Source organism: Streptomyces sp. NPDC019396, assembly GCF_040632375.1.
Classification (GTDB): domain Bacteria; phylum Actinomycetota; class Actinomycetes; order Streptomycetales; family Streptomycetaceae; genus Streptomyces.
Window position 1 is genome coordinate 274,646 of record NZ_JBEYBS010000007.1, and the last position, 12,474, is coordinate 287,119.

The following is a 12,474-nucleotide window of genomic DNA, read 5'->3' on the forward strand; positions in this document are numbered from 1 at the left end:
AACCAAGCCGCCGAAGCCCAGGTGGAAGGCCCGCCGATGCGGATCGAGCCCGTCGGGCTCGAGACGGAGATGCAGCGTTCCTACCTGGACTACGCGATGTCCGTCATCGTCTCGCGTGCGCTCCCGGACGTACGGGACGGCCTCAAGCCCGTGCACCGCCGTGTGCTGTACGCGATGTACGACGGCGGTTACCGGCCCGAGAAGGGCTTCTACAAGTGCGCCCGTGTCGTCGGTGACGTCATGGGTACGTACCACCCGCACGGCGACTCCTCCATCTACGACGCGCTCGTCCGTCTCGCGCAGCCGTGGTCGATGCGTCTGCCGCTCGTCGACTCCAACGGCAACTTCGGCTCCCCGGGCAACGACCCGGCCGCCGCCATGCGCTACACCGAGTGCAAGATGGCGCCGCTGTCGATGGAGATGCTCCGGGACATCGACGAGGAGACCGTCGACTTCCAGGACAACTACGACGGCCGTAACCAGGAGCCGACGGTCCTGCCGGCCCGCTTCCCGAACCTGCTGGTCAACGGCAGCGCGGGTATCGCCGTCGGTATGGCCACCAATATCCCGCCGCACAATCTGCGCGAGGTCGCGGCCGGTGCCCAGTGGGCGCTGGAGCACCCGGAGGCCAGCCACGAGGAGCTCCTCGACGCGCTGATCGAGCGGATCAAGGGCCCTGACTTCCCGACCGGCGCGCTGGTCGTGGGCCGCAAGGGCATCGAGGAGGCGTACCGCACCGGCCGCGGTTCCATCACGATGCGCGCGGTGGTCGAGGTCGAGGAGATCCAGAACCGCCAGTGCCTGGTGGTCACGGAGCTGCCGTACCAGGTCAACCCGGACAACCTCGCGCAGAAGATCGCCGACCTGGTGAAGGACGGCAAGGTCGGCGGCATCGCCGATGTCCGCGACGAGACCTCGTCCCGCACCGGCCAGCGGCTGGTCATCGTGCTCAAGCGGGACGCCGTCGCCAAGGTCGTCCTCAACAACCTCTACAAGCACACGGACCTCCAGACCAACTTCGGCGCCAACATGCTGGCGCTGGTCGACGGTGTGCCGCGCACCCTGTCGCTGGACGCGTTCATCCGCCACTGGGTGACGCACCAGATCGAGGTCATCGTCCGCAGGACGAAGTTCCGGCTGCGCAAGGCCGAGGAGCGGGCCCATATCCTGCGCGGTCTGCTCAAGGCGCTCGACGCGATCGACGAGGTCATCGCGCTCATCCGGCGCAGCGACACGGTCGATGTCGCTCGCGAGGGCCTGATGGGCCTGCTGGAGATCGACGAGATCCAGGCCAACGCGATCCTGGAGATGCAGCTTCGCAGGCTGGCCGCCCTGGAGCGGCAGAAGATCGTGCAGGAGCACGACGAGCTCCAGGCGAAGATCAACGAGTACAACGCGATCCTCGCCTCGCCGGAGAAGCAGCGCGCGATCGTCAGCGATGAACTCGCCACCCTGGTCGACAAGTTCGGCGACGACCGGCGCTCCAAGCTGGTGCCCTTCGACGGTGACATGTCCATCGAGGACCTGATCGCCGAGGAGGACATCGTCGTCACGATCTCGCGTGGCGGTTATGTGAAGCGCACCAAGACCGACGACTACCGCTCTCAGAAGCGCGGCGGCAAGGGTGTACGCGGCACGAAGCTGAAGGAAGACGACATCGTCGACCACTTCTTCGTCTCCACCACGCACCACTGGCTGCTGTTCTTCACCAACAAGGGCCGGGTCTACCGGGCCAAGGCATACGAGCTGCCGGATGCCGGCCGCGACGCCCGAGGGCAGCATGTCGCCAACCTGCTGGCCTTCCAGCCGGACGAGCAGATCGCCGAGATCCTCGCGATCCGCGACTACGAGGCCGTGCCTTACCTGGTGCTCGCAACCAAGGGGGGTCTGGTGAAGAAGACCCCGCTTAAGGACTACGACTCCCCGCGTTCCGGCGGAGTCATCGCGATCAACCTCCGGGAGACGGAGGACGGCAGCGACGATGAGCTGATCGGTGCCGAACTCGTGTCGGCCGAGGACGATCTGCTGCTGATCAGCAAGAAGGCGCAGTCGATCCGGTTCACCGCCACCGACGACGCCCTCAGGCCGATGGGCCGGGCTACCTCCGGTGTGAAGGGCATGAGCTTCCGCGAAGGTGACGAGCTGCTCTCGATGAACGTGGTCCGGCCCGGTACGTTCGTGTTCACCGCCACCGACGGCGGATACGCGAAGCGGACCGCCGTCGACGAGTACCGCGTCCAGGGCCGGGGTGGCCTCGGCATCAAGGCCGCCAAGATCGTGGAGGACCGCGGTTCGCTCGTGGGTGCGCTGGTGGTCGAGGAGACCGACGAGATCCTCGCCATCACGTTGTCCGGCGGTGTGATTCGTACGCGAGTCAACGAAGTCAGGGAGACGGGCCGTGACACCATGGGCGTCCAGCTGATCAACCTGGGCAAGCGGGACGCCGTGGTCGGTATCGCGCGTAACGCCGAGGCGGGGCGCGAGGCCGAGGAAGTCGATGCCGCTGACGGCGCTGACGAGGTCGAGGACGCTGCCGTGGTGGCCGACGCGGCCGGCGAGCACGAGGAGTAGGACGTGAGTGGAGCCGAGGGCGCCGGTTCGGCTGCCGCTGCCGGGGCCGCCGGACCGAACGGCGCCCCCGGCTCCGCGGGCGGCCCCCGGGGGGTTACCGTGACGGACACCGGGGGGCCGAAGCCCCCGTACGAGAGCGATGGCGGGGAGCAGGAGCAGCCGGTGCAGCAGCAGGGAACGCAGCCATACCACCCACCCCAGGCGTACCCCTCGCCTCAGGGTGAAGCGGGTACCGAGGACGGGCGGCAGCCGGCCACGGCGGCCGGGCAGCCAACCGCCTCGGGCGGGAACACGGGCGCGGTACGCCGCCCGCGTACGGGAGCGACCATTCAGCCGAGGACGCGCAAGGCACGGCTGCGCGTGGCCAAGGCCGACCCGTGGTCCGTGATGAAGGTGAGCTTCCTGCTCTCCATCGCCATCGGCATCTGCACGATCGTCGCTTCCGCAGTGCTGTGGATGGTCATGGACGCCATGGGTGTCTTCTCGGAGGTCGGAGGCACGATCACCGAGGCGACCACGGTCAGCGATGCCGGGGAGAGCGGCGGTTTCGACCTCGAGGCGTTCCTGTCGCTGCCGCGCGTACTGGTCTTCACCTCGGTGATCGCGGTCATCGATGTGGTGCTCGCCACAGCCCTGGCGACGCTGGGAGCCTTCATCTACAACATCTCGGCCGGGTTCGTGGGCGGCATCGAGCTCACGCTTGCGGAGGACGAGTAGCAGAGGGTCCGGGGGGTAGGTAACCGATTTTGGGACTGCCCCCCCCGTGCGCTAACCTTCAGGAGTCAGCGCGCAGCGCGGCGGGGCTATAGCTCAGTTGGTTAGAGCGCATCCCTGATAAGGATGAGGCCACAGGTTCAAATCCTGTTAGCCCCACCAGTGCAAAGGCCCCCAACCGATCTTGGTTGGGGGCCTTTGACATCTCCTGCTGACGTCAGTCGGTGAGCGGATCCGCAGGTCCACAGGACGCCCGACTCCAAAGCCGCTACGCCGACCTCATGTGACCTCAGATAGCCGGGCTCGCCTCATCAAGCCCCCTACCTGCGGAATTGTCCAGGTGGGAGTTTGATCGTTGTTACTCTCCTGGCAGGTTGATGCATCGATATGTCGATGCATCTGGGGTGGGGAGCAACGTGCGGAGGAAGCACAAGGTGGGGTTGGCCGCGGCTGCGGCGGTGCTGGTGGCGGTGCCCGGCGGGCTGGTGGTGAAGAGCCAGGCCGCGGCGGCCGAGCGGGAGGCGGAAAAGAAGTCTCTCGAGCAGGCTGCCGAGGAGGTCTTCCAGCGGCGCGCCGATGCGCCCGGGGCGTCGTGGCGTAAATACGCCCCGGCGGCCGGCAGGGTCTGGAATCAGGCCGATGCCAGAGCCGTCGTGCACCAGGTGAAGAGAAAGGGCGGCCAATTCATTGTGAACGTCGATGAGATCACCACTCCGTACACCTCCGACACGTACGGCAGGAAGCTGATTCCGGACACGCCCTATGCGGGGTCCCACCGTTTCGTCTTCGAACGGGACGGCGGTGACTGGCGCCTCGTCCAGGACCTGACGGACCAGTTGACGAAGTAGCGCGCCTGCCTGTCCGCGCGGATGCCGACCCACGCCCGTGCCCGGTGCAGTGGCCCGTCCGTCGGCTTTCCGGCGGCCCCTGCCGCTTTCGCCGTCCACGGGTCGGCCGGGTCGACTGCTCGTTCCCGGCGCGGAATTGGCGGCTCGCTGGCCGGGAGCCGGTGCGGACTCAGGTCACCGAACGGTATCGGTCGGTGTGTATAGTCGGGCGCCAGAGGTCCTCATACGTCAAGGAAAGACGAGGTCGCGCGGTGAAGAAGCTTCTCCTGGTCGCACTGGCCGCCATCGGCGGGCTCCTCGTGTACCGCCAGATCCAGGCGGATCGCGCCGAGCAGGATCTGTGGACGGAGGCGACCGACTCCGTGCCCGCAGGTTCGGGTGTGTGAGCCCCAGACAAGAACGAAGTGACGGAGCCCCGGCCGCTGAACGGCCGGGGCTCCGCGCTGTTTCCGGTGCGGGGCCCGGGGGTGGGATGCGCGCTCTGTTGCCGGATCGTGACGCTGTGGTCTTGTATTCACCTTCGCGAATGAATAGCTTGCGCATGCAAAGTTGATGTCTGCGTGGAGGGGGAACGGCAGATGCGTTCCAGGCGCTGGGCCGTACGCACACCGGCCGAGTCGCAACCGGACTACGGCAAGGGCGACAAGAGCGCGGTCATGCCGCTGGGCGACCCGGAGGACGTTGCGGGCGGCACGGGGTTCAACGACGCCAGGGAGATCGGCCAGGGCGTGTGGCGCGACCGGATACTGCCTTCGCAGACACGCTGGTACAAGGTCCCCGTCGGCTGGGGTCAGCAGCTGCGCTACGACGTGGAGTTCGCGAACGAGCCCACTGTCGAGAGAGCTCCGGGAACTTCGGGAGCCTCGGGGAACTGGTCGTACGGTGCCACGGACGTGTTCACTCCGGCGCGGGCGCCGGTGGGCGGCGGCAGCACCGAGTTCGGGCAGCGGACGGTCTACGACGGGCGGCCGGCCGCGCTGAAGATGGGCACGGTCCCGGTCTCCTGGACCAACCGCTATGAGCACCACCCCGATGTCATTCCCGTGCACCAGGACGGCGCCTATTACATCGCCGCCACACTCGGCTCCAGGGCCGCCGAGATCGCGGAGAACCCGCAGGTCGGTGTGGTGCTGCGCGTGGCAGTGCTCGGCGAGGCGAAGTCGGGGCCGCAGTACGGCGCGCCGGTGGCGGTGATGAAGCCGGCCACCCGCGCGGACGGCGCCGGGACGGGCGGGGCAGGATGGACCGGCACCATGACCGCGATGGTCGCGGGTGGTGCGGCCGTCCTGATCGCCGGGATCGTTTCCGCTCTCGTACGCACACGGGCGGCGCGGGGCGGGAACAGCCGCACGGACACGACATGGGGGAGGGCGCGATGAGGCAGCGCGGCAGGGGCCGGGGCCACAGCCGGGGCAGGACGACGGCAGCGTGGTGCGCGGCGTTGTGCGCCGTGATGGCGCTGCCGGGCGGTACGGCGCAGGCGGCGGGCGCGCCCGGCTCGTACTCCTTCGACAGCAAGGCCAAGCCGGTCCGTGGCGCCACCGTCAACAGCAACGCCCAGCGGCTCACGCCCGGTTCCGTCTACCGGGATCGCATCAAGAAGGACGGCAAGCTCTACTACCGCCTCGATCTCGACGCCAGGACGAACGCCTATGTCTCGGTGGTCGCCGTACCCAGGGCGGGCGGCAAGGTGGAGTACGGCGACGGCATCACCGTGAGCCTCAGGAGCGGTACGGACACCCAGTGCAGCACGCAGGACGCGTCCTTCGAGGGGGGCACCTTCACCCGCCCGATCGCCGCGTACGCGCATCGGATGATCGAGCCGGACAGCACCAACTGCCAGGAGCGCGGCGCGTACTACGTGCTCGTCGAGCGGACCACGAAACCGACGTCCACACCGGACGACTGGGAACTGGAGATCCGCTACGACGAGGAGCCCCCACTCAAGGCCGCAGGGCCCACCGCAGCCCCCGAGGACTGGCCATCGGCCTCCCCCGGGCCGCCCGCGGGCGGCCCGCAGAAGCGGGCGGGCGGCACCGGTTTCAACGACGCCATGAGCATCGGGCAGGGCGAGTGGCGCGACGACATCAAGCCCGGGCAGACACGCTACTTCCGGGTGCCGGTCGACTGGGGTCAGCAGCTCTTCGTCGCCGCCGACCTGGGCTCGAGCACGGCGAGCACCGACTATGTCAGCAACGCCCTGGTGGTGGCACTGCACAATCCCGCCCGCGGCTACGTGCTCCAGGAGTCGGGGCCGTACGACGGCAAGCCCTCGTCGCTGGGGCTGAAGTCACTGCCTCCGGTGGCCTACGAGAACCGTTTCGACAGCAACGCGAGCGCGAGCGGTATGCGTTTCGCCGGCTGGTACTACGTGTCGGCGGCGCTCAGCCCGGCACTCGCGGAGAAGTACGGCGACAAGGCCGTGCCACTGACGCTGCGGGTGAATGTGACGCGGAAGGCGAAGCAGGGTCCCGGCTACGACGGACAGCCCGGGATCTTCGCCGTCACCGACGACGACCGGGACGCGGTGGCCGACGGGGTCAGCGGCCCCGGGGCGGCCAGAAGCGACTCGATGAAGCTCGTCGCGGTGGCCGGCATCGGGGCCGGGACCGTGCTGCTGCTGGTTCTCGGAGGTTGGACGGTCCTCGCACGGAGGCAACGATCGGCAGCCTGAGGACCGGACGGCGGGCGTCACACCTGGGTGAGTGCCCAGATGCCCACGGCGAAGCAGACCAGCGCCACCAGCAGCACCGGGATCGCCACCTTCGGGGGCGGTCCCGGGCGCACGTGCGGGGAGGGCTCGCGGCTCTCCACGGGTGAGGGCGGGGAGGCGGGCATGGGCGCGGGCGGACGCGGGGCCTCGGCGGTGTAGGGGCGCGTCGGAGTCTGTCCGTAGGTCACCGGCACGGTCTGCGCCGTCTGCTGCGCGGGCGGCGGCGCGAGATGGAAGGAACCCGTCTCGGAGGGTGCGGGCATGGGTGGCGCCGACGGTGGTGGCAGCGGTGTGCGCGGGCCGTGACCGATGGGCTGCTGCTGCCCGGTCGCGTACTGCGGAGCGGGCGCAGCCGCGGAACCGGTCATCGCGGAACCGGTGTGCGACGGGTCGACCGCGGGAGCCTGGCCCTCGGCGGGAGCCGAGGGAGCGGACGGAGCCATGGGCGCAGTCGAGGGCGCGGACCGCTCAGACCGCTCAGGGCGTGCGGGCCGCTCGGGGCCTTCGGGGCCGAAGCCGCTGGGCAGCGACCCGATCTGGTCGAAGACCTCGACCGGTTCGTCGTCCGTTCGCTGCTCGGGCAGCAGCTCCACAGCGGAGGCCAGCGCCTTGCGCGCCCCCGTGGCCGTACGGAACCGCGTCTGCGGGTCCGGCTGGAGCAGACTGGCGAGTACCTGCCACAGCGGCTCGGGGATGCCCTGGGGAGCGCCCGGAGTGCCGTGTGCGGCGAAGTGTTCGACCAGGGCGCGGGAGTCGGGCTTCTGGCCGTGGAGCAGATAGAGGGCGACAAGGCCGACCGCGAAGAGGTCGGCGGGGAAGTCCGGCTCGGCACCCAGCATCTGCTCGGGGGCGAGATAGCCGGGCGTCCCCACGACATAACTCGTCTCGGTCAGCCGGGGCTCGCCCTTGCGCATGGAGATACCGAAGTCGGACAGCCGCAGGTGCGGCCGTCCGGTGCCGGTGGCTTCCAGCAGGATGTTGGCCGGCTTGATGTCGCGGTGCACGACCCCCTCGGCGTGCACCGCCGCGAGCCCGGACAACAACTGGTCGAGCAGGGTGCACACGAAGCGCGGTGGCAGCGGGCCGTAGTCCCCGATCAGGTGCGCCAGCGAACCGCCGCTCACCAGATCCATGGTGAACAGCACCTTGTCGTCGTCCGCGGCCCAGCTCGCCGGGGCCAGGACATGGGGATGGTCGATGCGCAGTGCCTGCTCACGCACGAAGCGCAGCAGTGTGTGGGCGTCGCTCTGCTGGAGGACCTTCGCGGCCACGTAGCGCCGCCGCCGTTGGTCCCAGGCGCGCCAGACCGCGCCGACCCCACCACGGCCGATCGGGTCGATCAGCTCGTACCGACCAGCGAAGACCTCACCCATTGCGCCGCGCCCGCCCCCGGTTCCCTGTTCCGATGCCGTGCCCTGCCCGGGGGCTTCGGAGCCCCCGGACCTCGTCCTCAGCTCTGGTGCGACTCGTAGTGGGCGACCGCGTCGGCCGTACGCCCCGCGCCGTACACCCTGAGGAACTCTGCCAGCTCGGGGTGCGTCGCTGCGAGGGTGTCCGCCGCGTCGATGATGTCCCCGGCCGCCGCCACCGAGCGCAGCAGCGACTGGATCTCCCGGACCACCCGGCGCACGGTCGGCGCTCCGGAGCTGGTCGTGGTCTGCCCGGTGCTGGTGAGCACGGACCCGCCCTGCGACTTCTTGATCTCGTCCATCCGGGCCGTGGCCTCGGCGGCACTGATGCTGCCGTCTGCCACCTGCCCGGCCAGTTCCTGAAGGGCCTGGACGCGCTGGACCACCGCAGGGTTGCCGATCTTGGCCCGCTGCCCGCTCATCAGCTGGGAGAGCATCGGTGCCGACAGCCCGAGCACTGCCGCGAGCCGCGCCTGGTTGAGCCCCAGATCGTCTATCAGCCTGCGGAAGAGCGCCCCCAGGGACTCTCCGTACCAACTGCGCTGAAGCTCTCTCGCTCTCGCGGTCGTGTCCTGCTGTGCTGCATCCATGTGCGTCTCCCCATCGCTTCCCCATGCGTCGGCTTCGCTGCCGCGAACCTGACGAGCATCCTACGGAGAGTGGTCGGATACCGGGAGTCCCAATCCTTTTGCAGGATCAGGGGGGTGACCCGGTACTCTGTTCCCTGTTCCGGGGCCTTAGCTCAGTTGGTAGAGCGCTGTCTTTGCATGGCAGATGTCAGGGGTTCGACTCCCCTAGGCTCCACCGGATGAAAAGCCCCTCTGACTTGTGGAAACACAAGCCGGAGGGGCTTTTGCGCGTCCTCGTGCGCCCCTGCGCCGCCTGTGCCGCGTTCGGAGCAGCACGCCGTCTCCGTTCCGGGTTGCGCCCGTGGTGCGGGGGTGTTAAGAGCCGTATTCGCCAGCGGGGGCAAGGGGCTCGCGGGGCCTGGGAAGGGCTCGCCGGGACGCTCGGCCGAGCGGTGGCTGCGGGGGAGCGTAGGCCGGACGGGTGGTGTTCATCTGAAGATCGCTCGACTCGTGGCGTAGATCCCCGACTTCTCGAGATGCATCCACATCATGAGGAAGGTATGTAAAACGCCCTATCCCGAAAGCGAGGGGTCATGGCCGCCGTCAAGGTCACAAGTCTGTGGACCGCTCTCATCTCCCTGTTTGCCGCGCTGTTCGCCTCTCTGGGGCTGACCGGCTCCGCCTCCGCCTCCCGCAAGCGGCCCGCACTGCCGGTGCCGTTGGAGACGGAGGAGCGCGTCAGTCCGCGCAGGACGCGCAAGACGCGAAGGACGCGACAGGAGCGACAGACATACGAGCCACAGATCCCCGGCGCGGGGCGCGTACCAAGGCAGGGGGCGGCATCACAACGGGCACCACGGGACCGGTCGCTGCCGCCGACGATCAAACAGCGCATCGGGGCAGAGGCCCATGGCACCTCACCGTCGGTGCGTTATCTCCCCGAGGTGCCGGACGGTCTGGCGCTGCTCCAGGGCCCACTGCCGGAGCCCGGCGCGACGGTCGCCACCCCGGCGGCATGAGGCGCCGGGAAGCACTCCGCCTTCCCGGCGCCCATGACCTCGGCGTCAGCCGGAGTCAGCGACGGTCATCGCCGTCCGACTCGGAGTCCGCCTCCTTGGCCTGGACCTCGGGATCCAGCGCCGCCTTGTCGCTCCTGTCGCCCGAGGTGAAGGACGCGCCGGAGTCGGCCGAGACCTCGGTGGGAGCCGGCGGCTCGACCAGCCAGTCCGGGTTGGCCTGCTTGTCCCACCACTTCCAGGCGGCAAAGAGCCCCAGGGCCACCACGCTGAGCAGACCCACGCCCTTGGCCACACGGCCCGCCTTCGCGCGCCGCTCGTGCTTCCTCACCAGCTTCCGGACTTCTTTCGCCGACACCTGACCGCGCAGCGCGGCCAGGGCAGCTGTGGATCGGGCCGCGGCCTCCTGCCCCACGGGCTGGGCCACCGCTACGGCGTGCTCGAGTCGGGGCTTCGTGTAGTCCGCCGCCTGACGCGCGGCACTCCGGGTCATGACGGCGGCCCGGTGAGCGGCGATGTCGACCTTCGGCGGCACATGCGGGGCCACATGGGCCTTGTACTGGGTGCGGCACTGCTGACGGGCCTGCTGGGTGGCACGGGAGACCCTGGGGGCGAGATAGACGCGGGCCTCATGCGCGTACTGCGCGGCCTGGTCCTTCGCCGTTTCGGCGTAGGGCGCCACCACTTCCGCGGCGTGCAGCACGCCTTCCTTGGCCGTATCGGTCGCGGCACGCACGCTTTCCATGCGGGTCACGGGATCCTCCTCCTCGGTGGCGGTCGTGGCAGGTTGAGGGGTTTGGTGTCCCTGGCGGGGCACAGTTCGCCTTTCCGCCCTTTTCGAAATCATGCCCGCCAGGCGCCCACTCGGCATGCGGGACAGGCATCCGGGTCACGGTTTCCATACCGACGGCACTTCCGTGCGAGGATCGGTTGACGTCAGAGAAGACTCAAGGAAGGCACATCGTGGCCGAGCAGCTTTACGCCACCCTGAAGACCAACCACGGCGACATCAACGTCCGGCTTCTGCCGAACCACGCGCCGAAGACGGTCAAGAACTTCACCGAGCTCGCCACGGGCCAGCGCGAGTGGACGAACCCGGCGACCGGCAAGAAGTCCACGGACAGGCTGTACGACGGCACGGTCTTCCACCGGGTGATCAGTGGCTTCATGATCCAGGGCGGCGACCCGCTGGGCAACGGCACCGGCGGCCCCGGCTACGAGTTCGCCGACGAGTTCCACCCCGACCTGGCCTTCGACAAGCCGTACCTGCTGGCCATGGCCAACGCAGGCCCGGGCACCAACGGCTCGCAGTTCTTCATCACCGTGTCGCCGACCGCCTGGCTGACCCGCAAGCACACCATCTTCGGCGAGGTCGCCGACGATGCGAGCAAGAAGGTCGTGGACGCCATCGCCACCGCCCAGACCAACCCGCGCACCGACCGCCCGGTCAACGACGTCGTGATCGAGTCCGTCGTGATCGAGACCCGCGAGGGCTGAACCCGGCCAGGGCGCCCGCATGGAGCGCCCGGCTCCCGCACGGGAACCTTTCCGCCCCGCTCGTCCGTAAGACGAGCGGGGCGCGATGCGTTGCGCAGCCCCCGCAGGACGAGGGCCAGAAGATGAGGGGACCTCATGGATCAGGCGCCAGGAAGCCCGGACCAGCACCAGGCGGCCCAGGGGCTGCCGAGCTGCTACCGCCACCCTGACCGGGAGACGGGCATCCGCTGCACGCGCTGTGAGCGCCCGATCTGCCCGGAGTGCATGGTCAGCGCCTCGGTCGGCTTCCAGTGCCCGGAGTGCGTGCGCAGCGGATCCGGTACGGGACACACGGCGACCGCCAGCCGGCCACGCACGATCGCGGGCAGCGCCGTCATCTCAGGCGACCCCCGTCTCGTCACCAAGATCCTGCTGGGCATCAACCTCGCGGTCTTCCTCGCGGTGCTCGTCGACAAGACCCTGGTCCTGCGGCTCGATCTCGTGGGCGCCGCGTTCAGTCCGCAGCTCAACCAGGTGGTCGGTGTCGCCGACGGCGAGTGGTACCGCCTGGTGACCTCGATGTTCCTGCATCAGGAGATCTGGCACATCGCCTTCAACATGCTCGGCCTGTGGTGGCTCGGCGGGCCCCTGGAGGCAGCGCTCGGCAGGGTGCGCTTCCTCGCGCTCTATATGCTCTCCGGGCTCGCGGGCAGCGCCCTCACCTATCTGCTGGCCGCGCCGAACCAGGGCGCACTCGGGGCGTCCGGTGCGATCTTCGGACTGCTCGGCGCCACCATCGTGCTGATGCGCCGGATGAACTACGACCTGCGCCCGGTGATCGCGCTGCTGGCGCTGAATCTGCTGTTCACCTTCACCTGGAGCGGGATCGCCTGGGAGGCTCACATCGGCGGGCTGGTCGCGGGCGGAGCCATCGCCTTCGGCATGGTGCACGCCCCGGCCCGGCGCCGGTCCCTGGTGCAGTTCGGGACCTGTGCGCTGGTACTGGTGGCGATCATCGTCACCGTGGTCCTGAGGACCCAGTCGCTCACCTGAGCGAGATTTCCCCATGGTTGTCCACAGCGCGTGGCGGATCTTGTGCGTGCTGTCGGGAACAGCTGTGCCCCTCGTCCCTGTTCTGGGATTTCCCAGAAGGGGCAA

12 protein-coding genes and 2 tRNA genes are annotated in these 12,474 nt (G+C 69.0%); 11 read left to right on the forward strand and 3 right to left on the reverse strand.

Translation table 11 applies throughout. From position 1 onward, the window contains the following. Window positions 1-36 precede the first annotated feature (36 nt). The 7 genes from gyrA to ABZ532_RS11175 all read left to right on the forward strand — a co-directional run bounded on the left by gyrA (window position 37) and on the right by ABZ532_RS11175 (window position 6,807). Window positions 37-2,571: a DNA gyrase subunit A gene (gyrA, locus tag ABZ532_RS11145; protein ID WP_361281181.1), complete on the forward strand. Its 2,535-nt coding sequence runs from the start codon at window positions 37-39 to the stop codon at window positions 2,569-2,571. Between the two features lie 3 nt (window positions 2,572-2,574). Then, entirely contained in the window at window positions 2,575-3,288 is a 714-nt protein-coding gene (locus tag ABZ532_RS11150) for a DUF3566 domain-containing protein (protein WP_361281068.1), read from the forward strand. A gap of 82 nt (window positions 3,289-3,370) precedes the next feature. After that, window positions 3,371-3,447: transfer RNA gene (locus ABZ532_RS11155), tRNA-Ile, on the forward strand. A gap of 272 nt (window positions 3,448-3,719) precedes the next feature. Beyond that, window positions 3,720-4,133, forward strand: a complete 414-nt coding sequence (locus ABZ532_RS11160; protein ID WP_361281070.1) for a hypothetical protein — start codon at window positions 3,720-3,722, stop codon at window positions 4,131-4,133. Window positions 4,134-4,384: 251 nt separating this feature from the next. After that, the gene (locus ABZ532_RS11165; RefSeq protein ID WP_003958712.1) at window positions 4,385-4,519 is read left to right on the forward strand and encodes a DLW-39 family protein; all 135 of its coding nucleotides are present in this window, start codon (window positions 4,385-4,387) and stop codon (window positions 4,517-4,519) included. Window positions 4,520-4,711: 192 nt separating this feature from the next. Beyond that, complete coding sequence (locus tag ABZ532_RS11170; RefSeq protein WP_361281072.1) at window positions 4,712-5,512, forward strand: hypothetical protein; 801 nt, start codon at window positions 4,712-4,714, stop codon at window positions 5,510-5,512. After that, entirely contained in the window at window positions 5,509-6,807 is a 1,299-nt protein-coding gene (locus tag ABZ532_RS11175; RefSeq protein WP_361281074.1) for a hypothetical protein, read from the forward strand. The genes ABZ532_RS11170 and ABZ532_RS11175 overlap by 4 nt, the downstream gene beginning before the upstream one ends. Before the next feature lie 17 nt (window positions 6,808-6,824). Here the strand turns inward: ABZ532_RS11175 and ABZ532_RS11180 are convergent, their stop codons facing one another. Beyond that, on the reverse strand, window positions 6,825-8,219 hold the full coding sequence (locus tag ABZ532_RS11180; protein ID WP_361281076.1) for a protein kinase: 1,395 nt from the start codon (window positions 8,217-8,219) through the stop codon (window positions 6,825-6,827). A 77-nt stretch (window positions 8,220-8,296) separates the two neighbouring features. After that, window positions 8,297-8,845: a DNA-binding protein gene (locus tag ABZ532_RS11185; RefSeq protein WP_361281079.1), complete on the reverse strand. Its 549-nt coding sequence runs from the start codon at window positions 8,843-8,845 to the stop codon at window positions 8,297-8,299. 141 nt (window positions 8,846-8,986) lie between these two features. Here ABZ532_RS11185 and ABZ532_RS11190 point away from each other — a divergent pair. After that, window positions 8,987-9,059, forward strand: a tRNA-Ala gene (locus tag ABZ532_RS11190). Between the two features lie 358 nt (window positions 9,060-9,417). Beyond that, entirely contained in the window at window positions 9,418-9,843 is a 426-nt protein-coding gene (locus ABZ532_RS11195) for a DUF6344 domain-containing protein (RefSeq protein WP_361281081.1), read from the forward strand. Window positions 9,844-9,898: 55 nt separating this feature from the next. Here ABZ532_RS11195 and ABZ532_RS11200 read toward each other — a convergent pair whose 3' ends face one another. Beyond that, a complete protein-coding gene (locus ABZ532_RS11200) occupies window positions 9,899-10,594 on the reverse strand; it encodes a DUF5324 family protein (RefSeq protein WP_361281083.1) in 696 nt (231 codons plus the stop codon). Between the two features lie 209 nt (window positions 10,595-10,803). Between ABZ532_RS11200 and ABZ532_RS11205 the strand changes: the two genes are divergently transcribed. Next, the gene (locus tag ABZ532_RS11205) at window positions 10,804-11,337 is read left to right on the forward strand and encodes a peptidylprolyl isomerase (RefSeq protein WP_361281085.1); all 534 of its coding nucleotides are present in this window, start codon (window positions 10,804-10,806) and stop codon (window positions 11,335-11,337) included. 135 nt (window positions 11,338-11,472) lie between these two features. Continuing rightward, a complete protein-coding gene (locus ABZ532_RS11210) occupies window positions 11,473-12,369 on the forward strand; it encodes a rhomboid family intramembrane serine protease (RefSeq protein WP_361281088.1) in 897 nt (298 codons plus the stop codon). The last annotated feature ends 105 nt before the right edge of the window (window positions 12,370-12,474 follow it).

Bases quoted from the DNA above. Each gene is read 5' to 3' on its own strand.
- ABZ532_RS11170 (WP_361281072.1), top strand. From the start codon at position 4,712: ATGCGTTCCAGGCGCTGGGCCGTACGCACACCGGCCGAGTCGCAACCG.
- ABZ532_RS11195 (WP_361281081.1), top strand. From the start codon at position 9,418: ATGGCCGCCGTCAAGGTCACAAGTCTGTGGACCGCTCTCATCTCCCTG.
- ABZ532_RS11185 (WP_361281079.1), bottom strand. From the start codon at position 8,845: ATGGATGCAGCACAGCAGGACACGACCGCGAGAGCGAGAGAGCTTCAG.
- ABZ532_RS11180 (WP_361281076.1), bottom strand. From the start codon at position 8,219: ATGGGTGAGGTCTTCGCTGGTCGGTACGAGCTGATCGACCCGATCGGC.
- ABZ532_RS11210 (WP_361281088.1), top strand. From the start codon at position 11,473: ATGGATCAGGCGCCAGGAAGCCCGGACCAGCACCAGGCGGCCCAGGGG.
- gyrA (WP_361281181.1), top strand. From the start codon at position 37: ATGCGGATCGAGCCCGTCGGGCTCGAGACGGAGATGCAGCGTTCCTAC.
- ABZ532_RS11175 (WP_361281074.1), top strand. From the start codon at position 5,509: ATGAGGCAGCGCGGCAGGGGCCGGGGCCACAGCCGGGGCAGGACGACG.